This is a genomic window from Methylobacillus pratensis (genome assembly GCF_054072455.1).
In genome coordinates this window covers 1-25,350 of sequence record NZ_JBSUSR010000005.1, presented here as the reverse complement: position 1 = coordinate 25,350, position 25,350 = coordinate 1, and the positions used below count along the sequence as shown (strand labels likewise).

Here is a 25,350-nt window from a genome sequence, read left to right as displayed (position 1 = left end):
TCCGATATCGCCATCATGATATCGGAACACAGAATCGACGCCCTGATATTCCGATATCAGGGCGTTTTGTTTTATGGGGCAAGCAAAGCGCGCAATGCGGTTTTATCCAGGCTGCCGTTGTGCAATGCGCTGGCGACCAAGGTGCCCTTGATGCCTTTCTCGTTCAGCAGTTGCAAATCGCCCAAGTGGCGTACGCCGCCAGCCGCATAGAAATTGTACTTGGGACACTGGGAGTGGAAATGAATCAGTTTATCCATGTCGGGGCCGTTATGGCTGCCGACGTGCGGCAGGCTCATGACGATCACGTCCCGGGGCCATGACGCTGTGTTGTGCAATAGCTCGGGAGGCCCTTGATACCCGGCCGCAGTGAAGTCCAGCGACAGGATATGCCGGCCCGCACATGCCTGGGCAAGCTGGTGCCAAGCGACTATGTCAGGGATGCTTTCAGTGCCAAGTACCGGGCGCAAGCGTGTATGCGTCCAATGCTGGATATCTGCGACGGAGCTGATGCCGGCATCAATCCAGATTTCGAGGCCGGGATGTCGGGAAAGCAATGTGTCGACCAGGTTGCGATGGTGTCCGCGGCCTTGTATCGCGTCCAAATCGGCAATGTAGAGGATAGGGAATGGGTATAATCCCAGCAATGCTTGAACAATCTCCGAAGCTTCGCTGCCGTGGCAAAGGTTGGAAACAATCGGCTGGTAGTGCGCACGGTCTCCCTTGCGCGCATGCACCACGGCGCCACTCATCAGATCAATCACGGGTATGACTTGCAAAAACGCTCCTTTTCCTTCGGCCGGGTTGCCGGCCGCAATGCGTATCCTGGTATGTGAATACCTTACCGCAGGGGGATTATACCGCGAGCCCATTCCAGCATCGTTGGCGCAGGAGGCCCTCCTGATGCGCGATGCCATGTTGGATGCCGTGAGCGGTGTTCCTGGCGCGGAAATCCTGTCAGCGCACGATGCGCGCTTGCCGTTGCCGCGGCATGTATCGCGGTGCCATGTGCTGAAAGAAGATGATGTGCCATGGCAAGTGTGGGCTGCGTTGATTGCAGAGGCAGACCTGGTGTGGCCGGTTGCGCCGGAAAGTGCCGGCGCCTTGTGGCAGTTGACGAAGCTGGCCGAAGCATCGGGCAAGCCCTTGCTTTCAAGCGCGAGCGAGGCAGTCAGGGTGGCCGGCAGCAAGTGGCTGACGTATCAACAATTGCATGCCGCGGGTGTGTCCGTCGTGGAAACGGTGCTGGCTCCGCATCGCCCCAGTGATGACAATAGTGCAGGCAATGCCTGGGTGGCCAAGCCCGATGACGGCGTGAGTTGCGACGGCGCCAGATATTTCCCTGATGACCATGCGTTGGAGCAATGGCTGCGCGATGCGCCGGCGGATCATGTCGTGCAGCCTTATGTGGAAGGGCAGCCAGCCAGCCTGACCATGCTCTGCCGTGGCGGCGAGGCCTGGTTATTGACGTGCAATCAGCAACTGATTGAGTTCGAGCAGGACAAAATATGTTATCGCGGCGGCATCGTGAACGGCGCTATCGGGCATTGGAGCAGTTTTGACCTGGTTGCCCGCCAGGTTGCCGCTGCCATGCCGGGATTGTTCGGCTATGTGGGCGTCGACTTGATCATCGGCAACGATGGCGGCTTGCATGTGCTGGAGGTGAACCCGCGCCTGACCACTTCTTTCGCCGGGCTGCAGGCTGCCATTCACCATAACCCGGCGCGGTTGCTGTTGGAGTTGTTTTATAATGAGGCCTTCAAGCTGCCGGCTGGATTGCAGCGCAACCGAATTGAAATCAATCTGAATGAGTGAAACAACCCCTTCCTTCCAACAGTATCTTGGTTGGGACATTGGTGGCGCCAATCTGAAAGCGGCCTTGGTTCGCGCAGATGGCGTTGCCGTCAAGGTGGTGCAGGTGCCATGCCCTTTATGGCAAGGCCTGGATCAATTTGATGCCGCGTTGAATACGGCACTTGCCCAATTGGGCGCGCCTCAAGGCATTCGCCATAGCGTGACGATGACCGGGGAGCTGGCGGATATTTTTCCTGACCGGCCCAGCGGCGTATGGGAAATCGCGTCGCGGGCGCATGCCAGGCTGGGCGGGGAGGTGTTGTTCTTTGCCGGCGCCAACGGCTTTGTGCCATTGGCGCAGGTGCAGGCGAACGCCAATGCGATTGCGTCGGCCAATTGGCTGGCAAGCGCGGCTTTTGTCGCACGCAAGCTGAAGCAAGGCCTGTTCATCGATATCGGCAGCACCACAGCGGATTTTGTCCTGCTTCAGGACGGCCGCCCCGCCAATCTCGGGCTGACCGATGCGGAGCGCATGCAGCATGAGGAGCTGGTCTACACCGGCGTGGCGCGTACCTCCCTTATGGCGTTGGCTTCCCGCATTCCGTTCGCCGGGCAATGGCACAATGTGGCGGCTGAGCATTTTGCGACAACGGCCGATGTTTACCGGCTGACTGGCGAGCTAGAGGCGGCAGAGGATATGGCGGCGACGGCGGATGGTGCTGGCAAGAGCATCGAGGAAACCAGCAGGCGTCTCGCAAGAATGGTGGGACGGGATGCCGGCGATGCCGACAAGGCGGCCTGGTTGCATTTAGCGCAGGCGTTCAAGCAGCAGCAGCTGGCCTTGTTGCGTCATGCGACCTTGCGCAATCTTTCCCGCAATTTGATTCGTCCTGGAACGCCGTTCATCGGCGCAGGGGCCGGGACATTCCTGGTGCGCGAGCTGGCGCAGCAGCTAGGCCATGAGTTCATCGCGGTCAGCTCCTTGTTGAAGGCTGAGTCGGATCCAGTCAGGAATTGGGCAGGCGTTTGCCTGCCTGCCTATGCCGTCGCCAATCTAGGTATTCCTGCATCTGGAACGGAGGCAGCATGCTGAGGCGCGAGCTTCCCTATCTGGCCGACAGCTCCTCCTTGTTTGCGAAAATCGCACAACGGCCTTGGGCTATTTACCTGGATAGCGGGCGACCCGGCAACGAGTACGGGCGCTATGACATCATGGTGGCCGATCCTGTCGTGACGTTCACCACGCGCGGCGGTTCGACCGAGATGCGCGACTGGCAGGGCGTGCACGAATCCAATGAAGACCCATTCCTGTTGTTGAAGCAGGCATTGCAACAGTATCCGCGCTTGCAGTCGGACCTGCCGTTTACCGGCGGGGCAGTCGGCTATTTCGGTTATGACCTGGCGCGCAGTATTGAATCCTTGCCCAACCGGGCCCAGGATGGCGAGCACATTCCCGAAATGATGGTTGGCATTTACGATTGGGCCGTCATTGTCGATCACCGCAAGCAGCGAACCTGGCTTGTGTGCTGTGCGATCGCCGAAGAGCGCAAAGCCGGCTGGGAGTCGTTATGCGCATTGTTTGAAGGGGCTGCTAGCCAGCAGGATGTCCCCGGTTTTGCCGTCGATACGCCGGTACGTTCCAATTTCGACGTTGCCGCTTATCAGCATGCCTTTGAACGTATCCAGCGTTATATTCATGAGGGCGATTGCTACCAGGTGAACCTGGCGCAGCGCTTCAGCGCCGGTGCTAGCGGCGATGCATGGCAGGCATACCAACATTTGCGCAAAATCGGCCCGGCGCCTTTCATGGCCTTCATGAACCTGCCCGGCGTGCAGGTGCTGTCGGATTCGCCGGAGCGTTTCCTGCAAGTCAGCGGCCGCCATGTCGAAACCCGTCCGATCAAGGGCACCCGTCCACGGTCCGCCGATGCCGGCGAAGACGCACGCCAGGCGGCCGACCTGAAAAGCAGCCTCAAGGACAGGGCCGAAAACCTCATGATTGTCGATTTATTGCGCAACGATATCGGCAAGAGCTGCGCCACCGGTTCGGTCAGGGCCGACCGCTTGTTTGTGCTCGAAAGCTATGCCAACGTGCACCACCTGGTCAGCACCGTGACGGGAAAGCTGGCTGACCAATATGAGGCAGTCGATCTGCTGCGCGGCGCATTCCCCGGCGGTTCCATCACCGGGGCGCCCAAACTCAGGGCAATGGAAATCATCGAGGAACTGGAGCCGCATCGGCGAGGCGTCTATTGCGGCGCCATCGGTTACATCGGGTTCGACGGCAATATGGATACCAATATTGCGATCCGCACTGCGGTTTATTCGCACGGGGAAATCCGCTTCTGGGCTGGAGGTGGTATCGTAGCGGATTCGGAAGCGGATAAAGAATACCGCGAAACCTGGGACAAGGCATCAACCATGCTAAAACTCGTTGAACATTTTCGGGATGACCAAGATGTGGGTAATTAAACTGGGAGGCAGTCTGCTGGGCTCGTCCGAGCTCAATCTCTGGCTGGATGTCGTGGCGCGCCATGGCGACGGCAAGGTGCTGATCGTGCCCGGAGGGGGAATCTTTGCCGATGCGGTGCGCGATGCCCAGATCAGCAGCGGCATTGATGACGCGACTGCGCACCGCATGGCGGTCATGGCCATGGACCAGTATGGCGTCCTGATGACCGGCTTGAGCCCGCGTTTGGTCACTGCCAAGAGCGAGCTGGAAATCGCCGAGCGCGGCTGGCAGCACCGAGGCATCGTCTGGCTCCCCAGCGAGATGATCTGTGCCGATGAGACCATCCCCATGAATTGGGGAATTACTTCCGACAGCCTGGCTGCCTACCTTGCGGCCAAGCTCAATGCGGAACACTTGATTCTCGTGAAATCCTCGCGTCCCGATGCGGACCAGCAAGTATCTCTGGAAAAACTGACCAAGGAAGGCTTTGTCGACAGCGCTTTTGGCGATCATATTGCCGGCCGGGCGTTCAACACCTGGGTGGTCGGGCGCCAGGATTGCGTGGCTTTCAATGACGGCTTTAGCGAAGAGGAACTGACGCGCGTAGGCTTGCCGGTGCGTTGTTCCTGGAATTAAAGGAGGCAATATGAGCGAAACAGAACGTACTTACAGCGAAGCAGAAATCCAGGCCAGGATTGAGGCGGAGTTGCCGCACTGGTATTACGAGGATGGCTGGATACGCCGCAAATACAAGACCAGCGGCTGGAAGGCTACTCTGATGGTGGTCAATACCGTCGGGCACCTTGCCGAAGCGGCCTGGCATCATCCCGACTTGACGGTGTCTTATGCGTTTGTCATCGTCAAGCTATGCACCCATAGCGCCAAGGGCATTACCGACAAGGACTGGGAGCTGGCGCATAAGATAGAATCCGTGATCCAGTGGCAGCCAGCCAAGGAGCAGGGCGCGCTGGAAGGCACTCCCAATGACGATGCCCGGTTTAAATATATCAAATACGACTGACCCTTAATTCAGTTCCCGCTTATTCAGAACGGCCAGGATAAATATCCTGGCCGTTTTTTTTGCTTAACGCTAAAGAAATTGGCAAGGCTGTCGATAGATAGTTTGTAATTATCATATTTTTCATATTTACTGTATTTATCAAAATGTGTATGCTGTGTTTCAACGGCATTGAAAATTGCCTGGGACAACCTGATAAGGGCTAAGAAGGAGACGGACATGTTTTCAACAATCAAGCAGTTGCTAATCAATCTTTATTTGGATGAAGAAGGGGCAAGTGGTATTGAGTATGCCTTGATTGCAGCTATGGTAGCTGTTGTTCTTGCTTCATTTACTACTGATATCTCAGGAAAAATAAGAACTATCTTTACAAGTATTAGTGCAGCTCTTTAATCAATATTGAAGATATTGATTAAGTAATTAAATGGATGCTCTCTTATTAATGACATGGGCTTTATTAATTGCTCTTTTTGATCTGGCCCATAGGAGAATCCCGAATTTTCTAAGTTTAGGGGCATTAGCTCTTGGCTTGATTTACATATTGGTAGCAGGGCAAGTTTTCTACCACGGCCAGCCCATATCCTCTGCCTTTTGGGGCTTGGCCGTTTCTTTTCTTCTGACGATTCCCGGATATGCCACTAAAACATTGGGCGGCGGGGATGTGAAGTTGCTGGCGGCGATTGGCGTGCTGTGCGGCGTGAAGGTGGTGGTGGCGAGTTTTGTGCTGGCATCGCTGGGCGTATTGGCGGCATTGGTGATCTGGTGGCAGTTGAGCCCGCAATTGAGTACTTCAGGCTGGATATCGGTAAGCAGGGAAAGCAACAAGCGACGTTATATTCCGTTCGGTGCGGCGCTGGCATTGGCGATGGCCGTTGTCATCCTGTTTCCGGAGATATGGGGGATGGAATCATGGCATCTATGAAATGCATATCAAATAAAGGCATATCGAGGCGTAGGCAATCTGGCGCTGCGGCGATCGAGTTTGCCATGTTGTTCATGCTGTTTTTTACCTTGTTCTATGCATTGGTGACTTACGCCATCCTGTTCCTGTTGCAGTCGTCGTTTGTCTTTGCAGCATCGGAAGGCGCGAGGGCGGCTATTGCCGTGGACCCGATGGCTTATAGCAGCAGCGCCCAGTATGCCAATGACGGCGTTGCCGCACGGGTCAGGCACACGGTAGGCAACGCGTTGACGTGGCTGCCGCAGGGCGTGCGGGAGCATGTGCTGGGGGCTGGCAACAGCAAGGTGGTGGTGGATGTGGCCGGCGGCAGCTTGACCGTGCGGGTAGTGTATTCCAACTATAACGACAACCCGGTCATCCCCATCCTGACTATTCCCGGCTATGGGCCCATGTTGCCCATGCCACTGGATTTGCAAGGCAATGCCAGCATAAATCTCGTTTGAACTGGCATTGCTGCTGATTACAACAGCGGACCATCATAATAATGAGCGGAAATGCATTAAGGATTACAGCAATCCTGCTATTTATCGGGGCGGTATTGATAGGCTGGTATGGCATCAGGGCGGGTCATCAGCCTGAAGTCCACGAACCAGCCCCTGCGCCTGTCATGCGTTACCCGCAAGTGGTGGCACGCCAGGATATCCCTGCCGGGCACGTATTGCTTCCGGAGCACCTGGCGTTGAAGGAAAGTGAAAGCCAGAATCCGTTGGCTTACGCCTCCACTGCAGACTTGGTCGGGCGCATGGTGGAAAGCGGCGTGGAGCAGGATGCGCCTATCCTGGCCTCACACTTCGCGCAGCGTGGCCCCGCAGCACAATTGCTCAAGCATGGCGAGCGCGGCGTTGCCATCAAGGTCGACGAAGTCGTTGGCGTCGGCGGGTTTATACAGCCGGGCGACCATGTCGATGTGCTGGTGTATATCAATAGCAGCAACGGCATGACCACGGATAGCTCCGCGCAGTCGATCATCAAGGATGTGCGCGTGATCAGTTACGGTGAAGCTCTGCAGCAGAATGTCTCCTCCTCAAGTGTCCCCCCCGGGCCTGCTTCGCTATTTGCCGACAATAGCGGTACCGGCAAGCAGCAAGCGTTGAGCGGACATTCTGCTGTCATCGCCGTCAAGGAGGAAGATGTCTCCCGCCTGATGCTGGCCGCCAGCGGCGGTACCTTGCGCCTGTCCTTGCGTGGCGCCAGCGCGGACTCAACAAGCAAATCCAGCGATTTGGTGCGCTTGTCGGACATTACAGCTATACAGCAACAAACTAGGGTTGCTGCCGTGCCTAAGCCTGTAAAAGCATTGCCTGCAAAGAAACACGCCGAGGTGGTCAACGTTATTGTCCACTCCGGTGATAAGACGGAAACGATAAGTTTCAAAGGACGGTAAATGGCTGCATTCAATTCACGGGGAAAATGGGCCTGCATGGCGGGGGCTGGCTTGCTGTTGCTCGGGCAGTGGGCTTGGGCCGAGGAGGTTCTGGTCAGCATGGGGCAGCAAAAGCTGTACGAGCACACGGTTGCGTTGCAGCGTGTCGCCGTGGCCAACCCGGAAGTGCTGGCAGTTACGCTGACCAGCCCCAAGACGATGATGATCGTGCCCAAGGCGGTGGGCGCCACTGAAATCAGCTTGTGGGACGGCCAGGCGGCCCAGCCCAGCCGGGTGTTGCAAGTCAGCGTGTTGCCTTCGCTGGCGCTTGAGAGCCAGGGCTTGAAGGCGGCTGATGTGGACGATCTGCATATCGAAGCTGCGGGAAACGGCGTCGCCCTGACCGGGGAAGCGCGGTCGCTTGAGGAGCATGCCAGGGCGCTGGAATCCTTGCAGAAAGACCGCAAGGGAGCCTTGGACGTGGCAAGCAGCGAATTCGAGAGCCATGTGCAGATCGACATCAAGGTAGTGGAGGTCAGCAGGCAGAATGCAATGCGCTTTGGCTTCCTTCTCGGGCGGAACAACAGCCGCAGTCATGAAGATTTTGGTGTTGTGGCGCCTCCCAGCAGCTTTTCCGGGGTAGAGAATAGCGGAGACGGCTTCAACTTTACCAGCGGTTCTGGGTTCCTGCCCATCCTGAATGCATTCAATGTGGTATTCGGCAATCACGGCTCCGGTTTGCTTGGTAGCCTGAGCATACTTGAAACCAACGGCTTTGCTTATACGCTTGCCGAGCCGTCGCTGTCTGCCATCTCGGGGCAGACTGCCACCTTCCTTGCCGGTGGCGAGTTCCCGGTGCCGATCCGCACAGGCGGCGGGTCTGATAGCGCCATCACGATCCGTTACAAGGAGTACGGCGTCAGGCTGATGCTGACGCCCACCATCCTCAGCGGCGAGCGGATTTTCCTCAAGGTGGCGCCGGAAGTCAGCGAGCTGGATTTCGCCAACGCGGTCCAGACCGGCGGCGTGGCGGTGCCCGGCCTCAAGGTACGGCGTACGGAAACCAGCGTCTCGCTCGGCAATGGCGAGAGCTTCGTGATCAGCGGCATGGTGAGCCGCAATACCGTCAACAACATAGACAAGATGCCCTGGTTGGGCAATATCCCGATTATCGGGGCCTTTTTCAGTTCCAAGCGTTTCGACCGCGAGGATAAGGAGTTGCTGATGGTCGTCACGCCCCGCCTGGTACGCCCGATTGCGCGCAATGCCGCATTGCCGGCCCTGCCCGGGGACGAGCTCAAGCACTACAAGCCGTCATTCAGCGAGTTTTTCCTCTCGCGCGATGCCTATCCGAAACCAAGCTCAACAGGGATGTCACGCTAATGCAAGATAGCCGAAACTACATCGTGGTCAGCAATGGTGACGAATGCATACGCTGGCTCAGGAATATTTCCGACCATTCCAGCAAGTTCATCTTCGTGGAGGAGCAGGATATCCGCAAGGTCATGCAATTGGTCGACGCGGTCGATATCAACGCAGTGCTGCTGCATATGCGCTCGCAGGATTTCCGCCAGGACGTGGCGTTATCGCCGATGTTCCTGCAGGAGGTCGCCTTCATCGAAGAGATCAGCTCCACCCGGCCCGACCTGCCGGTGCTTGCCTTGGCGGACACGACGGATGAGCAGTTGCTGTTGACGATCATGCGCGCCGGTGCCAGGGATTTCATCCGCATCGGCAGCAAGGAAAACGAACTGCTTGCCATCCTGGGGCGGTATAGCTTACGCAACGCCATCAGGCGCGAGCAATCGGCACCGCAGCAGGCATCAGGACGGATTACCGCCATCATCAATGCTCGTCCCAGCCCCGACTCGGCCATGCTGGCGATCCATCTGGCCCAGGCGATGCAGGAAACGGAATCGACGCTCCTGGTCGACTTGGGCATCCCGCATGCGGACAGCCTGTTGTTCATGGGCGTGCAGGGTAAATACAGTTTTGTCGACGTGATGCGCAATCTGGCACGCGTGGATGCGACCCTGATCGATACTGGCTTCGCCCGGCACCGGTCCGGATTGACCGTGCTGTCCATGCCCGACGAAGCGGAAGACGATTTCCAGATTTCCCCTGCGGACATCTACACGGTATTGCGCACATTGAGGAAACATTTTTCGCAGGTGGTGATCAACCTCGGCGGCGTGACGCGCGTGGATTTCCTGCAGTTGCTGCTGTCTGCGGTGGACCGCACCATTCTCGTGGCGGAGCAGAGCGTGCCGAGCTGCAAGCGCAATTACGAGTTGTTGCGCGCCTTGCGTGCGCAGAACATGGAGTTGCAGAACACCGGCCTGGTGTTGGACCATTATCTCCCGCGCCTGCTGCCGGATGCCGACAACATCGCCAGTTCATTCGATCTGCCGCTGCTGGGCATGCTGCCTCCGGCAGGCATGATCCGCCTCTCCTCGGTCAATACCGGCGACAGCATTCTGGAGTTGAGCCCGAAAAGCCTGTATGCCGTGAAGATCCGCGAGATTGCGCAGACATTGCAGGAGAGCAGGGAAAATCCCTCCCATAAGCAGGGCCTGGTGGCTAACCTGCAGCGCCTGTTCGGCGAGTGGCATTTCTCCAGATCCAAGCTGCTGTCATGAGGCTCTCGGAATACAGGTTCGACCTCAAGGCGGCGGAGCAGTCGCAAGACACCAAACTCTTGCTGCACAGCTACCTGATCGCGGAGATCGAGCAGGACCGGGCCGATTTGGCCAATATGTCGCGCCAGCAGATGTTCACCTACGTCAATAGCAAGGTCTACCGCTATGTGGCCGAGAAGCAGCTGGTGGTGAGCGCCTATGACCTGGAAAAGCTCACCGAGGAAATGGTGGATGAGCTGGCGGGATTCGGCCCGCTGGAAACGCTGATCAAGGACGACAGCATCAACGACATCCTCGTCAACGGCGCCAGGAATATCTTCGTCGAGCGCAAGGGCAAGCTCGAGAAAAGCCAGTTGCGCTTCATCGATGACGAGCACGTGCTGCGCGTGATACGCCGCATCCTGTCGCCATTGGGCCGCCGGGTGGATGAGGCCAGCCCCACCGTGGATGCGCGCCTGCCGGACGGCAGCCGATTGAACGTCATTATCCCGCCATTGGCCTTGAACGGGCCTTGCATGTCCATCCGCAAGTTCCGCAAGACGCCTATTCTCGGCAACGACCTCCTGGCCTATGGCACCCTCAACTCGCAAATGCTGAGTTTCCTCACCAATGCCGCCCAGCGCCGCGTCAATACCGTCATCAGTGGCGGCACGGGGGCCGGCAAGACCACCATGCTCAACTTCATGAGCCGCTCCATTCCTACCGGCGAGCGCATTGTCACCATCGAGGATGCGGCCGAGCTGAGGCTGGAGCATGACCATGTGGTGCGCCTGGAAACCCGCCCGCACAACCTTGACGGTGTGGGGGAGGTCTCTGCGCACGACCTGGTGCGCAACGCCCTGCGCATGCGACCGGACCGCATCATCCTGGGCGAGGTGCGCAGCAGGGAGGTGATGGATATGTTGCAGGCCATGAACACTGGCCACGAGGGCTGCATGAGCACCGTCCACGCCAATAATCCAACGGATGCCCTGCTGCGCCTGGAGACGTTGGCGGGGCTGGCTGGATTCCAGGGGGCCGAGGCCACCTTGCGCAAGATGATTGCAGCAGCGATCGAGCTGATCGTACAGGTCACCCGCATGCCGGACGGCAGGCGTCGTATTACCTCGATTGTCGAAGTGGTGGGAATCCGGGACGAGCGTTTCGTCACCAACGAACTGTTCAGCTACAACCTGGAACTGGAGCAGTTTTCCAGCCTGCCGGTCACTCCCAGCAACCCCAAGCTCCGCGGTGCGCTTGCCTTCAGTTAGGAGGAGTCATGAATAGATGGATATTGCTGTCGTTTTGCATCATGTTGCTGGTACTGGGCCTGTTGTTATGGTCTGCAAGCAAGCAGAAGCAGGTCCAGGCGAAGGCGCGCATCAATTTCGAGCAGGCGTTGCCCTATTTCGGCAAGATAGAAAGCCTGCTGCCCGGGCGCGATGAAAGCTGGATATCGCGCGCCAAACTTCGCTTTTCCGTCGTCTACGGCTTTGAGCTGGCTTCGTGGCATATCGCGGCAGTCGGGACCGCGTTATTACTCCTGCTGACACTGGCCAACGCCTACATGCAGATGTGGCAAGCCATGTTATGTATCCTGGTATTGGCCGTCGTCTTACTGGTGGTGATTCCCTATATGCTGTTACGGCGGCGCCAGCGCGCGATCGTGGCGCAAATTCCGCTGTTCATTGACCAGGTTTCACGCGCTCTCTCCACAGGCAAGAGCGTGGAAGGCGCCGTGCGCGGCGTGACGGAGGATATGCAGATGCCATTGCGCGCGGTGCTGGACCGGGTGGTGCGCGCAACCGACCTGGGCGCCAGTTTCGCCGATGCCATGCAAAAGGCTGCGGAACTTCACCAGGTCAAGGAACTCGGCCTCATCGCCTTGGCCATCCGCATCAGCAGCAATTACGGGAGCTCGCCGCAGGAGCTGCTGAAGAGCATCGTGCAAATGATACGCCAGCATGAGCAGGCGCAGCGCGAGTTGGCGGCGATGACCGGGGAAACCAAGATTACCGCCTGGGTGCTGTCGCTGACTCCCTTGCTGATCGTGGCGTATATGTTTGCAGCCAATCCCGGCTATATCGACATGATGCTGAACGACGCGTCCGGCGCAATGATCTTCAAGGCCGCTCTGATCATGCAGGCGGTGGGCATCCTGATTTTCTGGCGCATGATGAAGAGTATCTAGGGACGATCATGAATGCCTGGGTGATGATCAGTGTGTTGGGCTTGTTCGCGGGCAGTGTGCTGCTGCTGATCGCGGAGTTCTCCAAGCGGGCCCGCCATGACGCCCATGCCCGTTTCGACGAGGTATTTGGCCGCAAGCGCGGGATATACCTGCCGTCGCCCAAGCGGGGCATCGAGCGTTTTATCGAGCGACTTTCCATCCTGCCCTCAAGCAAGGACCGGGAAATCCTCAAGCTCTTGGTGCAGGCCGGGTACAGGGGCAGGGCGCGTATCGTGTTCAATGCCACCATCCGCCTTGGGCCTGTCCTGACGGCGGTCCTCATCCTGTTGATCAACCTAGTGCAGGGGCAAGACCTGTTTCGCTGCCTGGCATTCGCCTTGTTCGGGTTTGCCTTTTTCTACGTTGCTATCCGCTATCTGCTGCGTTGGTTGGCTGCACGCCGGCGCAAGCTGATCAGCAAGGAAATCACCACTTTCCTGCATATGCTGGTCATGCTGTTCGATTCAGGCCTTTCTCTCGAACATTCGCTGCGCATCATGGTGGAGCAAGCAAGCGACATCATGCCTCACTTGGCCCAGGAGCTCGAGCGTGTGCTGGCTCGGATCAGGGCCGGGCAGGACCAGGGCGAGGCATTGATGAGCATGAGCCAGATGCTGGATATACCCGAACTGAGCGAAGCGGTGGCCATGTTGAAGCAAGTAGCCCAGCAGGGGGGGAACGTGCGCGATTCCATCATGCGCTATGCCGCGCTGATCGAGGAGCGGCAGTTTTCACGGCTGCGTGAGCGTGTCAGCAAGCTGTCGGCCAAGATGACGATCGTGATGATGATCTTCATGTTCCCGGCATTGATGATATTTATTGCCGGTCCTGGCTTCATCGGCCTGGGCAAGGCGTTGAGCGGACAGGGGTAGGAAATGAGTCAATCTCGATGGATCAGTGTGTTATATGCAATCGCCTTCTCCTTGATGGCATCGCCTGTCTTGGCCGACGGCAAGGAGCAGAAGAACGGCAAGCAAGGCTGCGCGGAAATTACCCAGGAAGACAGGACGCAACTGGAAATGATTGCCAAGGTGCTTGGCGAAGGCAAGGCCTATGCCGCACTCGCGTTTCTCGATGCGTCAAAGCTTGATTCGCCCGCTGCCCGCTTGTACCGCGCCCACGCCTTGCGCCAGACGGCGCAGTTCGAACAGGCGGGCGAATTGTACCAACAGCTGCTTGACAGTTGCGTTGGCGGCTTGGCGTACCAGGGACTGGGCTTGCTGGCGGAAATGCAGGAACAGCATGAGACGGCGATCGGTTTTCTCAAGTCCGCTAGCAGAATACTGCCGGTAGACAGCAAGGTCAGGGGCGACTATGGCTATGCCTTGATGATGTATGGCGATCACAAGTCAGCCCTGAGCGAGTTGCTCACTGCGATCGAGCTCGATGGCAATAACCAGCTGGCCATCCATAACCTCATTATGCTGATGTACAAGACAGGGCAGGATGAACGCGCCACCCAGCTTGCGCGCGACTTCAATATTAGCGAGCAGCACCTGAAGGGAATCCGCCAAGCCAGCGGCCTGCCTGCATTCCAGGTCAATCAGCGTCAGCAATTCTCGTCGGGCAGCTGCTACGGCAACACCCAGCTTTGCACCGGCATATTGAGTCCGCAACTGGAGGCAGTGCAATGATGATGAAACGGCAAATGATAGCCTTGCTGACCGCAAGCGTGTTCTCTGCGAGCGCCTTCGCAGAGGTTGGCGGCAACGAGGGGCAAGAACAACAAGTCAACGCCTCTTCCCAGGCCGAAAAATGGCTGGAGCTGCAGCGGGAAGGCAGCCAGGCATCGTTGAACAAGCAATATCTTTCCGGCCCGGCCATGGAAAACATCCACAAGCGTTATCTCGAAAGCTTCACGCGCCCGATTCCGGAGCGGTTCGATCCAGGGCAGATCAATCGTCAATGATGCGGGCCATGCGCAAAACAAGTAAAGAGAACCAGCAAGGCGCGATCGGCCTGTTTGGCGTCCTGACGCTGATGATGGCCGTGTTGTTCGTGGCGGTGGCAGTGGATAGTGGGCGCATGTGGATGGTCAAGCGGCAGCTGCAGAATGTGGCCGATATGGCGGCGATCGCCGCAGGCGGGCAGGCCGGCGGATGCGGCCAGGGCGGTAACAATAATGTCCAGCAACAATTGATTGTGGCTGCGGCGCAAAGCGCCGCCATGGCCAACGGCTACCAGGGGGATTTGTCGTCAGCTCCCAATACCGTGCAATTGGGAACCTATACGACCAACAACGATGGCGTGCGCATATTCCAGGCGAACAACAACGAACACCGCGCTGTCCGGGTATTGGCGACTCGCGAGGTTCCTTCCAGCTTGTTTGCAGGCGGGATATTCAACCAGAGGATACTGCTGCGGGCAGAAGCCGTTGCCGCGATTCGCACGCCGTTTGCCACCTTCCGCGTCGGGTCGACGGCCGCAGCCATCAATACGGCTGAGTCGGCTTTGCTGAATAGCCTATTGGGTAGGGTTTTGCAGACCAACATTGCCTTGGATGTCCTGTCATATAGAGGGCTGGCCAATACCAATATCACATTGCTGGATTTGGTCAGGGCCGGCTCTGCCAATGGATTGACCGTTGGATCCGTCTCTGAGCTGTTAAATGCTCCTATAGGGCTTAATAATTTCATGCAGCTATTGAATGTTGCCGTGAATCAGGAGGGGAGTCAGGCTTCCTTGCTTGGGGGCGCGGATAGAGGGCTTGTGCAAAATGCGTTGACCCAGCTGCTAGGCACGGTGAACAATACGCAAATCAAGCTGGGAAACGTGTTGCAGGTAAGTAATCCTGATTCCAGCGCAGTCGCAGCTACTGGAGTGAATCTGCTTTCGCTTATCCAGACTGCGGCTTTTGTCGCCAATCGCAATAACTTCATTAGCCTACCGCTTGGAGTAAACCTGCTGGGATTGGCAAATATCAATACGCAGATTCAGGTGATAGAGCCTCCGCAGTTGGCGATCGGTGCGCCTGCAGTCGCAGGCGGTACTGCATGTACGATTGCCAGGACAGCGCAGATAAAAGTAGATACCTCAATCAGCACGGCAAATTTGCTGGGAACCTCGGTTGACCTGAAATTGAGCGTGCAGGTTGCTTCTGGCCGCGCAGAGTTGCGGAGCATCGTTTCACGCGGCTCGAGGACAGATGTCACTATCGATACATATCCAGGCTTGGCAAGCGTAGCGCTGACCAACAATGCGGGCAATGCCCCGGCAAAGATCAATGTGGGGGTCAATGCGCTTGGTTTGTTGGGATTGTCCTTGCTGAAGGCCGATGTGGGATTGAATGTGCCTTTAACGCAACCGGCGCCTACTAGTTTGATATTTGATGTGACGCACCCGGTGACGCGGGTCGAGCAATGCGCTGCCAGCCAGTTCCTATCGCAATGCCGGACGACTTATGCTGGCTTGGGTCAAAGCCTGAATGGCTTGACATCGAGCAGTACGGCATTGAAGCTGAACGTATGTTCAGCCGGGATCAGTGTGCTGGGAATACCTTTACTCGAGGTGTGTACGGATAAATTGATCGGGGACCTGGCCAATAATGTGCTCAAGGATGTCGTGACTGGCCTGGTTGTGCCTTTGTTGGCAAATGTGAGCACTATGGTGGTTGACCCACTATTGAGATTGCTTGGGATCAATATCGCGGGTGCTACGGTAATACTCGATGATGTGAATCTAGGCAATGTACAGCCGCTATTGCGCTGACAATGCCTGCTTCACGGCGTTGCAAGCTTGAGGCCGATAATGCCGATGATAATCAGGGTGACGCTCGCTAGGCGAATTGCGCTAGTGGGTTCGTTGAACAGGAAAATCCCCATGATCACGGTACCCACGGCCCCAATTCCCACCCAGACGGCATAGGCGGTTCCCATAGGCAATGAGCGCATCGCCAGGCTTAACAGCACCACGCTGAGCACCATGGCGATGACGGTGCCGACGCTGGGCCAGAAGCGCGTAAAGCCGTAACTGTATTTGAGGCCTACTGCCCAGACGACTTCCAGCAAGCCTGCAATGGCGAGGGTAAACCAATCCATGAAAAATCCTGATTCTTTGATTGTGATGTCTTGAAGCGGTTGCAACACTTTCCCGGCATGGTTGCATTGCCTTGAACTGCTTGTACAGCCTGCGGCAATGCCTGGCCAGAATCGCTTTAATGAGCTTTCTTATCTGTTCTTGATTAACGGCAGTTGTTGTCCTTGAACGGGCCCTTGACCTGCGTCCAGCCTTGCCCGGGCGATGTTTGCAGGCATACCAGCTTGCCATCCAGCTTGCTCTGCCAGAGGTACCAAGGGGCAGGGGCCGCGGCCAGCGGGGCCGACCACAGCAAAGCCAGTAACACCCATTGTTTCGCCGATTTCATGCGGCTATTCTACAGAGAATCCTGGCAGTTAGGCCACTGGCTCTTGCATCCGGGATGGCTGTTTTTCGAAGCGTCCCAGGTGCAGCATGATGGCCGGCATGATCAGCAGGTTGAGCAAGGTGGAGGTCACTAGGCCGCCGACGATGATGGTGGCCATGGGGCCTTCGATCTCGCGGCCGGGTTCGCCACTGCCGATGGCCAGCGGTAACAATCCCAGTCCCGTGACGAGGGCCGTCATCAGGATGGAGGGCAGCCGCTCCGAGGCGCCGCGGATGGCGGTCTCCAGGTTCCATTCCAGTCCTTCATGGTCGATCAGGTGCTGGTAGTGCGAGATCAGCATGATGGAGTTGCGTAACGTGATGCCAAACAGGGTCACGAAACCGACCATGGAGCCTATCGATATCCAGCCTCCCGCCATGACGACGGCAAAGATGCCGCCGATCAATGCAAACGGCAAGTTGAAGAATGTCAGCATCAGGTTGCGCAGGTTGCCGAGCGCAATGTAGAGCAGCAGGAATATCCCGCCGAACGCCAATAAGGAGTGCACGACGAGCTCCCGGGTTGCCAGGTTGCCTGCCTGGGCTTCGCCGCTGAACGCGAGATAATTGCCGGGCGAAAGGGTCACCACGGCATTGATCTTGTGCCGCGCGCGTTCGTAAAAAGCGTGGATGTCGCCTTCCTTGACATTGGCAGTGACGGTCTGAATGCGTTTTGCTCCTTGGTGCAATATCTTGGACTGGCCGTTTTCCTGGCGGATATCCGCCACATCCTTGAGTTGGAGCATGCGGCCTTCGATGTTGCGCAATGGCAGCTTGCCTACTTGCTGGATATTTTGCCGGGCTTCGGGCGCAAGCACCACGGCTACGCCGATGACGCGGTTGCCGTGGTAGACCTGGTTCACCGGCATGCTTTCGTAGGCGATGCGGATGGTGTCGAGCACATCGCTGGGGTGCAGGCCGAATTGCAGCAGTTTATCCGGCAACAGCCTGATCACCAGTTGGGGCGTCCCTGGGGGAGACTGGATCATCACGTCGGTTGCCCCGGGTGTATCGGCCAATGCCGCCGCGATTGCCGCGGCATCGCGGTTGAGGCCGTCAAGGTCGCGGCCGTAAATGTTGACCACCAAGGCGGCAGCATAGCCAGAGATGGTTTCTTCTATGCGCTCGGTGAGGAAGGTATTGATGGCGAAATTGACCCCGACGAACCCTGGGTAGCCCGGTCCGTCGTCATCCATGCCAGACAGTTTTTCACGGATGTCTTCGAGGATGCGGCTTTGCTCCGCCCCGGATAGCGCGCCTATCTCGATCTCGAACTCGCTGTAATGGGTGCCGAAAGTATCCGCGGCGTTCGGCGCGCGGCCTACCCACTGGGCTACCGAACGCACTCCCTCGATGCTCTGCAGCACTTCGGTCACCTTCTTGCCGATGCGCAGGGATTCTTGCTCAGACGTGCCGGGCACGGCTGTCATGTGCATGATGTAGTGGCCTTCATGCAGGCTGGGGATGAACTGGGTCTTGAACAGCGGCAATGTGGTGAGGCCCAGGGCAATCAGCATCAAGGTAATCCCGATTAGGATTTTGTAATGCTGCTCGATATTGCGCAGGCAGCGCACATAGTAGCGCTTGATCAAGCGGATGATGGGGGAGTCTTCCGTTTTCAGGCTGGCAGACTTGCCGAGCAGCAGGTAGCACAACGCGGGCGTTACGGTCAGCGCGATGACCAGCGACGCCATGATGGCCACGATATAGGCCAGCCCGAGCGGCGCAAACAGCTTGCCAGCCACCCCGCCGATGGTGAGCAAGGGCAGGAATACCAGCGCCACGATGAACGTGGCATAGACCACCGAGCTGCGTACTTCCATGGATGCCTGGAATACGACTTGATGCAACGGCGCAGGCGCAGGTAGCAAACGGTTTTCACGGATGCGGCGGAAGATGTTTTCCGAGTCGATGATGGCGTCGTCGACCACTTCGCCGAGCGCAATCGCCAGGCCGCCGAGCACCATGATGTTGAGGCCGATGCCAAATTGCTGCAATACCAAGATGGCGGCAAGCAGCGAGAGGGGGATGGCGGTGGCGGAAATAAACGCGGCCCGCACATTGAAGAGGAACAGGAACAGGATGCCGATGACGAGTGCGGAGCCGATCAGGATATCGGTTTGCACGCTATCGATGGCGGTTTCGATGAAGTTGGCCGGGCGGAACAATTCAGGATGAAGCGTGACTTCGCGGGCATCCAGCACGGGAGCGAGTTCGGCGAGGGCGGCTTCGACTGCCTGAGTGACCCCTTTGGTATTGGCGCCCAACTGGGATTGTATCGACAGGTATATCCCGGTCTTGCCGTTGATGGCGGCCGCGCTGATGGACGGCACGGCTCCCTCGACGACCTGGCCGATATCGGCGATGCGCAGTGTCTGGCCTGCCACATGCAGCAGGGAGGTACGCGCCAATTGCTGCGGGTTCAGGGCTTGGCCTTCGGTGTTGATGATGATGCGCTGGTTGTTGTTTTCGATGAAACCTGCGCCGCGGATGGCCGTGCTGCGGCTGACCGCATCCACGACTTGCTGCAGCGACACGTTGTAGCGTACCAGCTTGGCAGGATCGACCTGGACCTGGAATTGCCGGACTTCGCCGCCGAACACATTGACATCCGCAACGCCCTGCACGGCCATCAGGTGCGGTTTGACCGTCCAATCCACCAATGTGCGCAACTCGCTGAGCGTCCTGATATCCGACGTCAGGCCGATGCCCAGCACCGTGCTGGCGGAAGAGGTCAACGGCGTGATATTGGGGACGATTCCTGCGGGCAAGGTGCTGTTGAGCGTGGCAAGCCGCTCGGCCACCACCTGGCGGTTGCGGTAAATATCGGTGGATTCGTCAAAGATCACCGTGATGACGGACAGCCCGGGAATCGACTGAGAACGTATGCTGGTGATGCCGACCGTGCCGGCAATGCCGTTTTCCAGAGGCTGCGTCACCAGCGATTCGACCAGCTCGGCCGACAGGCCGGGAGACTCGGTCTGGATGATCAACTGAGTGGGAGCGAACTCGGGGAAAACATCGAGGTGGCTGTGCGCTGTCTTGTAGATGCCGTATACCACCAGCATGAGCGCCAGCGCCATCATCACGCCGCTATGGCGGATGGAAAAGCGGATCAGGGCCGACATCATGGTTGCATCAGCTCCTAATCGTCATTCTCGTTGGTGATCTGGTACTTGAGCTCTTCCGAGAGCAGCAGCTGCGCGCCGTTGGTGACGATGGTATCGCCGGGCTTGAACTTGTCCCGGTTGAACCAGCCGTTGCCGCTTTCAATATCCGTGTTGACGGGTTCGCGTACGAATTTGTCGCCATCCTGCTTGCGGTACACCCACGCCTTGCCTCCATACCAGACCACCGCCTGTTGCGGCACCACCACGCCGCTCATCATGTTGGCGGTATCAAGTTCTTGCGAGCTGAGGCGCATGCCCGCACGCAGGCTGGCGGCAGGTGCGATGTAGAAATAGGTTTTGCCTTGCAGGACCGGGTCGGCTTGCGGCGATAGGGCAAGCAAATGCGCCGTGACCGGCGAAATGCCGCTGCCGACCGGTGTCACGCGCAACGTCTGGGTGGGCTCGGCCTGCTGCGGTGGCAGGACAATGCGCAGCAACACCTGCCTGTATTCGAGCAAGGCATTGATTTCGGCGCTGGGCTTGGGTTCCAGCATGCCCAGACCCAAACGCTCGCCCCATTGTTGGCGCGCCGTATAGCGCAGGTTGTCCAGCGCCGCCTCATGCGCCTGCAGCTTGGCAAGATCGCTTTTGTAAAGCGCTTCCGCCGCCACCAGCATCCGGTCGGAAATGTTGCGGTCATGCTGATTGAGCAGCGACAGGCGCTCAAAGTCGTTCTTGCTGTTGCTCAATGATGCTTGTGCGACAGCCAGGTCGCCCAATGCACTCATGTATTGGCTGCGCAGGCTCAACAGCCCGTCCAGGCTGAGCACGCTGCCCAGGCCTTCCAGCACGGGATGGTGCTTGGTCATGTCGAGGCTTTCGGTGCGGATGTCGCTTTGCTGCTGGGTTTCCGCGCTCAATACGATAGTGCTGATGCCTGCCTCGGTCTGTACGCGTTGCGGGCTTTCAATCTCTTCCTCTTCATTGAACGCCTCGAACTCGTCCTTGCTGAACAGCACCAGCAACCAGAGCAGCACCACAATCACACAAGCCTGGATGATGATGACGGCAACGGCTTTTTTGCTCATGACGTGGTTTCCTGAGAGGGCGGGTGCGGGATGGGAGAGTGGGAGGATGTGGTAACAGGATCAAGGTTTTCCAAGGGTAGCTGCATACTGTCTTCAAGTGCTGCCGCTGCACGTTGTACCTGGTATTCGGCGGCAAGGAAGCGTTGCTTGGCCAATACATTCTCCAGCCGGTAAGTGAACAGCTCGAGGCGGTCGGCAAAGCCGTGCTCGAAACGCAGGTTGGCCTGTTGGGCCTGGGTTTGCTGCGCCTGGTATAGGCTTCGTGCTTGCTCAAGCGCCAGCAGTGCGGCACGGTACCGGCTCCTGGCGCTGTCCATCGAGGCGATGACGCGGGCCTGCAATGCCTCGAACTGTGCTGCTTCTGTTTCCCGCAGCGCCTTGGCTTCGGCAATTTGCCCCTGATTGCGGTGCAGCACATTCAGGAGGCTGCTGATGCCCAGCGACCAGATGTGGAACCCCTCTTCATAATTATAAGCGGGTGCTAGGCTGATATCAGGATATTGCCGGGCGATTTCCAGGCGCAGGCGAGCCTCGCTCGCCGCATAGCTTGCCAGGCCTGCCCGGATATCGACCCGGTTGAGCAGGGCGGCGTCTTGCGCAGCCGGGTTGAGGGCGTTGGTAATGTCGATATCTCGCTGCATCCCAAGCGATTGGTCGGTGGCATGCAGCCTCAACTGCAATTGATCGAACTTATCCAGCGGCAGGCCGGCATTGCTGGCAAGCTGGGTCTTGAGCTCATCGATGCGGCCTTGCTCTTCAACCAGGGTTTGCTGCGCTTTCTGCCATTGCAGTTTGGCGTTGCTCAGCTCCACGCTTGAAATCATGCCTGCCTGCAAGCGCAGCGTGAGCATGGAAACGATCTCGTCGCGCAGCTGCGCCTCCTGCTTGAGCATGGATAGGTTCTGCTGCGCGGCATTGAACTCTATCCAGCTTGAAAGCAGCCGATAGCGCAGGTTCCAGGTGGTTTGGGCGATATTGAGGCGCGTGCTTTCGGAAAGGTTGGACGCCATGTCGATCCTGGCTTGGCGCTTGCCCGCCGTTTCCACCGGGATGCTGAAGCTCAGGCTGTAAACCTCGGGAACCTCGGGCTCGTTGCGGCGGCCCGCATCGATTGAAACGCTGGGGTTGGGACGTTGCGCCGCAGTGGTGATGGCAGCCATGGCGCGGCTCAGCTGGGCGCGGGCAACATCGAGGTCGGGGTGGAAATACAGCGTACAGAGCATCAGCTCCTGCCACCCCCATTGCTCAGGCCGGCTGCCATGGCCTTCTTCCTGCAAATAGGCCAGAAAGCCGCTATCTCCCGTATCGTGCGCCCGTAACGAGACATGGCCGTGGGCTGCCGCAAGCGGATGCGCTTGGTATTGCTGATAGCCGCATCCCGTCGCCAGCAAGCTGCACAGGGTCATCGTAGTCCATAGTCCGGGCGGTCGTTTTATTGTTTTCATCGCGCCGCCAATGTTCACTCTACTTGCGATGGTACAACCTGGAGTGGTTGGCGGCAATGCCATCAAATGCAAAGCGTAACCATTGATGGTGATAAAAATACAGCTGTCGGAAACGCTTCAGGAACGTGTTGCTGCCGTTGTAATTGTTAGGGATGAATTATCAATGTTTGTCGTAATTCAACTTGATAATGATAGGTCGGATATTGAGAGAATAGTTTGTCGAGGTGCAACAAGGAACAGCGCTGGCAAAGGGCGGGGCTACGAATCTCTCAAGGAGTAGTGGTGCTAGCCTGCAATAATGGCCTGGACTGAGTTCAAGGCATCCTGCAGTGTTTCTTCGGAGAGGGTGTTGATGCTGCTCGCCAGTAGCTCGGCAGCCTCTTCAGTACCTGATGGTAGGTCATGGCTGTCCAATTCGGCAATCAAGCCTGCCGCTGCACCGGCAACTTTCAACAATGCTTGGCGCTCCCGCATGAGGATTTCGAGCTCGGCACGTAACATATTGATTTCATCTTGATTGATAGTGCTTTGCATAATTGACTTTCTTGGTGCGTGAACGTGTCGATATTGGCTAGGTTTGAATCATGTGTCAAATAGACGGGCCGGTTTAATTTATACCTGCCTTTTTTGTACGGCTGGCTTTGGCCTTCCATGTCAGCTTCGGCGTACATAGGCTTCTAAGCCGACAAGCATCTTACCACTTTTCAGAGCTGCCCTTCCGAGTATCGAAGAACATTGGCCCTACATTTTGTGAGGAGTAGCTGATTGATAAGCTATTAACGTTAAGTCATTCTTACATCCAAATAAGCTCTAATGTATTGAAACTGCTAGTTAATGTGGGCACATTCTTCGTCTCAACAGTAAATCCTGAAGAAGGACGAAATGGATACTCAATATTACAAAGACCACAGCGTGCAAGTAGTCTTTAAAGCGGCGGATGATATTGGATTCATATGGCTGGCCTTGGTTGATGGCAGGTTTGTTGGTCCTCCAGATCAACAAAAGTTTATTTACGAGACGCCGGAAGAAGCAAAAGATGCAGGCTGGCAATATGCAGCTGCGCATATCAACGATCTTGAAAAGGCGGATGAGCCAAAGGGGCAGATATGATGTCCATCGTGAAAGCTGTTAGGTTCGGAAATGGCGGCCAAGACGTCACTCATATGGAGTGAGGCGTGATTGATGGGCATGATCTGCGTGAGTGGGTTGAACCGCCTCAAATAGCAGAAATCATCGAAGTGGTGAATGCCATTAAGGGCGGTCAAGTTGTTCGCCATTGTTCGAAATCAATGGCCTGTTACTGATTGGCGAGCCCTTGGTGGTTAGACTGCTACCTGAAGGGTGCGAAACGATTGAAATGCATCAGCCATACAATGAGCGCAGCTTGATTGATCTTCCTAAAACCTGATTTTCATTGTTAGCAAAGTAGGCTTGGAAAAATAGGTGCATTTCTAGGCAATTGCAGGAAAGCAAGTTGTATCTATCCATATTTGGGTTGTATATAAATAAGCTGTGGCAAGCTTCACAACCAGGTTCGAAGATTACTTAAGATATTGAGCCAATAGAGTTCTCAATGAATCCTGGCCTGGTAGCACCTGAGTATCGAGAATACCTGCCAGGATTCTTTCGGCATCCTCTGGGTTGCCTTGTGCTTGTAAAAGCAACGCTTGTGCATATAGTCCAGAAAAAGATTCTCGATCCAGGCCGAGAGTACGGCGGATAGAGGCCTGGGCATGGTCTAAGTTGCCACGGGCCAATTGAATAATGGCCAAAGTGCCATGGTTCTCCGAGAAATTGGGGTCGATCTGCAATGCTTGTTGAATAGACCGTTCGGCGCCCTCCAAGTCTTTTTGTGCCAACTGGCACCATACCATTGCCTGCCATGTACCTAAATGGTTTGGCATATACTTCAATGCCTCGTCAAAGCTAAGCAGGGCGTCATGGTGCTGGTTTTGCAACATCTGGCTCATGGCCTTGCCCAGCCAGGCGCGGCCATTATTGGATTTCAATTGAATGGCCTGGGCAAAATAATCCATGGCCTTACTGCTATCCTGCTCGCTCAGTGCAAGGGTCCCCAAACTGGTGTAAGCATCTGGGTTGCCTGGTCCTCCAGCCAATACTTTCTCGGCGTGGTGTTTGGCCAAGTCGAATGCCATGTCGTCGATGTACAGACTGGATAATAATCCGTACAGAATTTTATCGTCGTCATGTTGATCACTCACGCGCTTGGCGAGATCAATTGCACTTTCCAGTTCTGCTAGGTGATGTAAAACCTGAACTTTCAAATGTACCATTTGAGGTAAATTAGCATACTGCTCTTCCGCATCGGTCAACAATTCAATCGAACTTTCAAAATCCTTCTCAAGCGCGAGACAATAGGCAAGGTTATAACGCAGGGAAGGGGAGTCGTGTCCCGAGCTGATTAGTTCGTCGAGCATCTCCCTCGCTTGAGCAACCTCTCCTTGTGCCATCAAAGAAAGAGCCAGTATGGAGCGCGCCTGAGCATTACTTCCATCTAGGACGATGGCTTGTTCAGCCAGAGCCTTGGCTTGACCCAAATCATTTTCCTGATAAGCAATATCTGCTGCGGTATTGAGGAGTTGAATATTATGCGGGTCAGTTTTTAGATAGCCTAAGTAGCGTTCAAGCTGAGTAGTGGACATATTGATTCTCGATCGATAGAGCACACGAAATTAGCATAAATTACCTGACAAACTTAGATTTATGTGTATTTTTAAATATTTTTCCTCTTTCCCCTAAACTGAAACGAATGCTTGAGGACCTCTTGTGTATAAGGGGCAAGGCCGTCTTGCCCTGACTCACAAGGATGGAGAGCAGGGATGGTATCGATTGTCACGGGGAATGGCCTGGGG

General features: G+C 56.7%; 26 protein-coding genes. 18 read left to right on the top strand and 8 right to left on the bottom strand.

Features of this window, described 5'->3' with window-relative positions:
* Positions 1-71: 71 nt before the first annotated feature.
* Positions 72-776 (bottom strand): HisA/HisF-related TIM barrel protein, encoded by a 705-nt coding sequence (locus tag ACW4YW_RS11080; RefSeq protein ID WP_457137596.1) that lies wholly within the window; start codon positions 774-776, stop codon positions 72-74.
* A gap of 37 nt (positions 777-813) precedes the next feature.
* On the opposite strand from ACW4YW_RS11080, the gene ACW4YW_RS11075 reads away from it, so the two are divergent.
* The 17 genes from ACW4YW_RS11075 (at position 814) to ACW4YW_RS10995 (ending at position 16,141) form a co-directional block, all read left to right on the top strand.
* A complete protein-coding gene (locus ACW4YW_RS11075; RefSeq protein WP_457137595.1) occupies positions 814-1,812 on the top strand; it encodes an ATP-grasp domain-containing protein in 999 nt (332 codons plus the stop codon).
* A complete protein-coding gene (locus tag ACW4YW_RS11070) occupies positions 1,805-2,884 on the top strand; it encodes a hydantoinase/oxoprolinase family protein (protein ID WP_457137594.1) in 1,080 nt (359 codons plus the stop codon). The genes ACW4YW_RS11075 and ACW4YW_RS11070 overlap by 8 nt, the downstream gene beginning before the upstream one ends.
* Entirely contained in the window at positions 2,878-4,263 is a 1,386-nt protein-coding gene (gene pabB / locus ACW4YW_RS11065) for an aminodeoxychorismate synthase component I (RefSeq protein ID WP_457137593.1), read from the top strand. The genes ACW4YW_RS11070 and pabB overlap by 7 nt, the downstream gene beginning before the upstream one ends.
* Complete coding sequence (locus ACW4YW_RS11060; protein ID WP_457137592.1) at positions 4,250-4,879, top strand: amino acid kinase family protein; 630 nt, start codon at positions 4,250-4,252, stop codon at positions 4,877-4,879. The genes pabB and ACW4YW_RS11060 overlap by 14 nt, the downstream gene beginning before the upstream one ends.
* A gap of 10 nt (positions 4,880-4,889) precedes the next feature.
* On the top strand, positions 4,890-5,264 hold the full coding sequence (locus ACW4YW_RS11055; protein ID WP_457137591.1) for a 4a-hydroxytetrahydrobiopterin dehydratase: 375 nt from the start codon (positions 4,890-4,892) through the stop codon (positions 5,262-5,264).
* Between the two features lie 216 nt (positions 5,265-5,480).
* Positions 5,481-5,654, top strand: coding sequence for a Flp family type IVb pilin (locus ACW4YW_RS11050; protein WP_457137590.1), 174 nt, complete (start codon positions 5,481-5,483; stop codon positions 5,652-5,654).
* A 31-nt stretch (positions 5,655-5,685) separates the two neighbouring features.
* Complete coding sequence (locus ACW4YW_RS11045; protein WP_457137589.1) at positions 5,686-6,183, top strand: prepilin peptidase; 498 nt, start codon at positions 5,686-5,688, stop codon at positions 6,181-6,183.
* Positions 6,180-6,665: a TadE/TadG family type IV pilus assembly protein gene (locus tag ACW4YW_RS11040; protein WP_457137588.1), complete on the top strand. Its 486-nt coding sequence runs from the start codon at positions 6,180-6,182 to the stop codon at positions 6,663-6,665. The genes ACW4YW_RS11045 and ACW4YW_RS11040 overlap by 4 nt, the downstream gene beginning before the upstream one ends.
* Before the next feature lie 41 nt (positions 6,666-6,706).
* Entirely contained in the window at positions 6,707-7,606 is a 900-nt protein-coding gene (gene cpaB / locus ACW4YW_RS11035) for a Flp pilus assembly protein CpaB (RefSeq protein WP_457137587.1), read from the top strand.
* The gene (locus ACW4YW_RS11030; RefSeq protein ID WP_457137586.1) at positions 7,607-8,968 is read left to right on the top strand and encodes a type II and III secretion system protein family protein; all 1,362 of its coding nucleotides are present in this window, start codon (positions 7,607-7,609) and stop codon (positions 8,966-8,968) included.
* Positions 8,968-10,224 carry an AAA family ATPase gene (locus ACW4YW_RS11025; RefSeq protein WP_457137585.1) on the top strand — a complete coding sequence of 419 codons (1,257 nt, stop codon included), beginning with the start codon at positions 8,968-8,970 and terminating at the stop codon, positions 10,222-10,224. Before ACW4YW_RS11030 ends, ACW4YW_RS11025 begins: the two co-directional genes overlap by 1 nt.
* Positions 10,221-11,474 (top strand): CpaF family protein, encoded by a 1,254-nt coding sequence (locus tag ACW4YW_RS11020; protein ID WP_457137584.1) that lies wholly within the window; start codon positions 10,221-10,223, stop codon positions 11,472-11,474. The genes ACW4YW_RS11025 and ACW4YW_RS11020 overlap by 4 nt, the downstream gene beginning before the upstream one ends.
* 8 nt (positions 11,475-11,482) lie before the next feature.
* Complete coding sequence (locus ACW4YW_RS11015) at positions 11,483-12,394, top strand: type II secretion system F family protein (protein ID WP_457137583.1); 912 nt, start codon at positions 11,483-11,485, stop codon at positions 12,392-12,394.
* Positions 12,395-12,402: 8 nt separating this feature from the next.
* On the top strand, positions 12,403-13,305 hold the full coding sequence (locus ACW4YW_RS11010; RefSeq protein WP_457137582.1) for a type II secretion system F family protein: 903 nt from the start codon (positions 12,403-12,405) through the stop codon (positions 13,303-13,305).
* Positions 13,306-13,308: 3 nt separating this feature from the next.
* Positions 13,309-14,067, top strand: a complete 759-nt coding sequence (locus tag ACW4YW_RS11005; RefSeq protein ID WP_457137581.1) for a hypothetical protein — start codon at positions 13,309-13,311, stop codon at positions 14,065-14,067.
* Positions 14,064-14,342, top strand: coding sequence for a DUF3613 domain-containing protein (locus ACW4YW_RS11000; RefSeq protein WP_457137580.1), 279 nt, complete (start codon positions 14,064-14,066; stop codon positions 14,340-14,342). Before ACW4YW_RS11005 ends, ACW4YW_RS11000 begins: the two co-directional genes overlap by 4 nt.
* Before the next feature lie 8 nt (positions 14,343-14,350).
* The gene (locus ACW4YW_RS10995) at positions 14,351-16,141 is read left to right on the top strand and encodes a TadG family pilus assembly protein (RefSeq protein WP_457137579.1); all 1,791 of its coding nucleotides are present in this window, start codon (positions 14,351-14,353) and stop codon (positions 16,139-16,141) included.
* An 11-nt stretch (positions 16,142-16,152) separates the two neighbouring features.
* Here the strand turns inward: ACW4YW_RS10995 and sugE are convergent, their stop codons facing one another.
* The 6 genes from sugE to ACW4YW_RS10965 form a co-directional block, all read right to left on the bottom strand.
* Entirely contained in the window at positions 16,153-16,470 is a 318-nt protein-coding gene (gene sugE / locus ACW4YW_RS10990) for a quaternary ammonium compound efflux SMR transporter SugE (RefSeq protein ID WP_457137578.1), read from the bottom strand.
* Between the two features lie 143 nt (positions 16,471-16,613).
* Complete coding sequence (locus tag ACW4YW_RS10985) at positions 16,614-16,796, bottom strand: hypothetical protein (protein ID WP_457137577.1); 183 nt, start codon at positions 16,794-16,796, stop codon at positions 16,614-16,616.
* A 28-nt stretch (positions 16,797-16,824) separates the two neighbouring features.
* Entirely contained in the window at positions 16,825-19,965 is a 3,141-nt protein-coding gene (locus tag ACW4YW_RS10980) for an efflux RND transporter permease subunit (RefSeq protein ID WP_457137576.1), read from the bottom strand.
* A gap of 14 nt (positions 19,966-19,979) precedes the next feature.
* Complete coding sequence (locus tag ACW4YW_RS10975; RefSeq protein ID WP_457137575.1) at positions 19,980-21,032, bottom strand: efflux RND transporter periplasmic adaptor subunit; 1,053 nt, start codon at positions 21,030-21,032, stop codon at positions 19,980-19,982.
* Positions 21,029-22,477, bottom strand: a complete 1,449-nt coding sequence (locus ACW4YW_RS10970) for a TolC family protein (protein ID WP_457137574.1) — start codon at positions 22,475-22,477, stop codon at positions 21,029-21,031. The genes ACW4YW_RS10975 and ACW4YW_RS10970 overlap by 4 nt, the downstream gene beginning before the upstream one ends.
* 285 nt (positions 22,478-22,762) lie before the next feature.
* Positions 22,763-23,011, bottom strand: coding sequence for a hypothetical protein (locus ACW4YW_RS10965; RefSeq protein ID WP_309565449.1), 249 nt, complete (start codon positions 23,009-23,011; stop codon positions 22,763-22,765).
* Positions 23,012-23,359: 348 nt separating this feature from the next.
* On the opposite strand from ACW4YW_RS10965, the gene ACW4YW_RS10960 reads away from it, so the two are divergent.
* A complete protein-coding gene (locus tag ACW4YW_RS10960) occupies positions 23,360-23,587 on the top strand; it encodes a hypothetical protein (RefSeq protein ID WP_457137573.1) in 228 nt (75 codons plus the stop codon).
* A gap of 431 nt (positions 23,588-24,018) precedes the next feature.
* On the opposite strand, the gene ACW4YW_RS10955 is transcribed toward ACW4YW_RS10960, so the two are convergent.
* Positions 24,019-25,140 (bottom strand): tetratricopeptide repeat protein, encoded by a 1,122-nt coding sequence (locus ACW4YW_RS10955; protein WP_457137572.1) that lies wholly within the window; start codon positions 25,138-25,140, stop codon positions 24,019-24,021.
* Positions 25,141-25,350: the final 210 nt, after the last annotated feature.

Bases quoted from the DNA above. Each gene is read 5' to 3' on its own strand.
- ACW4YW_RS10960 (WP_457137573.1), top strand. From the start codon at position 23,360: ATGGATACTCAATATTACAAAGACCACAGCGTGCAAGTAGTCTTTAAA.
- ACW4YW_RS11030 (WP_457137586.1), top strand. From the start codon at position 7,607: ATGGCTGCATTCAATTCACGGGGAAAATGGGCCTGCATGGCGGGGGCT.
- sugE (WP_457137578.1), bottom strand. From the start codon at position 16,470: ATGGATTGGTTTACCCTCGCCATTGCAGGCTTGCTGGAAGTCGTCTGG.
- ACW4YW_RS10980 (WP_457137576.1), bottom strand. From the start codon at position 19,965: ATGATGTCGGCCCTGATCCGCTTTTCCATCCGCCATAGCGGCGTGATG.
- ACW4YW_RS11020 (WP_457137584.1), top strand. From the start codon at position 10,221: ATGAGGCTCTCGGAATACAGGTTCGACCTCAAGGCGGCGGAGCAGTCG.
- ACW4YW_RS11060 (WP_457137592.1), top strand. From the start codon at position 4,250: ATGTGGGTAATTAAACTGGGAGGCAGTCTGCTGGGCTCGTCCGAGCTC.
- ACW4YW_RS11075 (WP_457137595.1), top strand. From the start codon at position 814: ATGCGTATCCTGGTATGTGAATACCTTACCGCAGGGGGATTATACCGC.
- ACW4YW_RS10965 (WP_309565449.1), bottom strand. From the start codon at position 23,011: ATGCAAAGCACTATCAATCAAGATGAAATCAATATGTTACGTGCCGAG.
- ACW4YW_RS11000 (WP_457137580.1), top strand. From the start codon at position 14,064: ATGATGATGAAACGGCAAATGATAGCCTTGCTGACCGCAAGCGTGTTC.
- ACW4YW_RS11005 (WP_457137581.1), top strand. From the start codon at position 13,309: ATGAGTCAATCTCGATGGATCAGTGTGTTATATGCAATCGCCTTCTCC.
- ACW4YW_RS10955 (WP_457137572.1), bottom strand. From the start codon at position 25,140: ATGTCCACTACTCAGCTTGAACGCTACTTAGGCTATCTAAAAACTGAC.
- ACW4YW_RS11025 (WP_457137585.1), top strand. From the start codon at position 8,968: ATGCAAGATAGCCGAAACTACATCGTGGTCAGCAATGGTGACGAATGC.
- ACW4YW_RS10975 (WP_457137575.1), bottom strand. From the start codon at position 21,032: ATGAGCAAAAAAGCCGTTGCCGTCATCATCATCCAGGCTTGTGTGATT.
- ACW4YW_RS11010 (WP_457137582.1), top strand. From the start codon at position 12,403: ATGAATGCCTGGGTGATGATCAGTGTGTTGGGCTTGTTCGCGGGCAGT.
- ACW4YW_RS11050 (WP_457137590.1), top strand. From the start codon at position 5,481: ATGTTTTCAACAATCAAGCAGTTGCTAATCAATCTTTATTTGGATGAA.
- pabB (WP_457137593.1), top strand. From the start codon at position 2,878: ATGCTGAGGCGCGAGCTTCCCTATCTGGCCGACAGCTCCTCCTTGTTT.
- ACW4YW_RS10970 (WP_457137574.1), bottom strand. From the start codon at position 22,477: ATGAAAACAATAAAACGACCGCCCGGACTATGGACTACGATGACCCTG.
- cpaB (WP_457137587.1), top strand. From the start codon at position 6,707: ATGAGCGGAAATGCATTAAGGATTACAGCAATCCTGCTATTTATCGGG.
- ACW4YW_RS10995 (WP_457137579.1), top strand. From the start codon at position 14,351: ATGCGCAAAACAAGTAAAGAGAACCAGCAAGGCGCGATCGGCCTGTTT.
- ACW4YW_RS10985 (WP_457137577.1), bottom strand. From the start codon at position 16,796: ATGAAATCGGCGAAACAATGGGTGTTACTGGCTTTGCTGTGGTCGGCC.
- ACW4YW_RS11045 (WP_457137589.1), top strand. From the start codon at position 5,686: ATGGATGCTCTCTTATTAATGACATGGGCTTTATTAATTGCTCTTTTT.
- ACW4YW_RS11040 (WP_457137588.1), top strand. From the start codon at position 6,180: ATGAAATGCATATCAAATAAAGGCATATCGAGGCGTAGGCAATCTGGC.
- ACW4YW_RS11015 (WP_457137583.1), top strand. From the start codon at position 11,483: ATGAATAGATGGATATTGCTGTCGTTTTGCATCATGTTGCTGGTACTG.
- ACW4YW_RS11055 (WP_457137591.1), top strand. From the start codon at position 4,890: ATGAGCGAAACAGAACGTACTTACAGCGAAGCAGAAATCCAGGCCAGG.
- ACW4YW_RS11070 (WP_457137594.1), top strand. From the start codon at position 1,805: ATGAGTGAAACAACCCCTTCCTTCCAACAGTATCTTGGTTGGGACATT.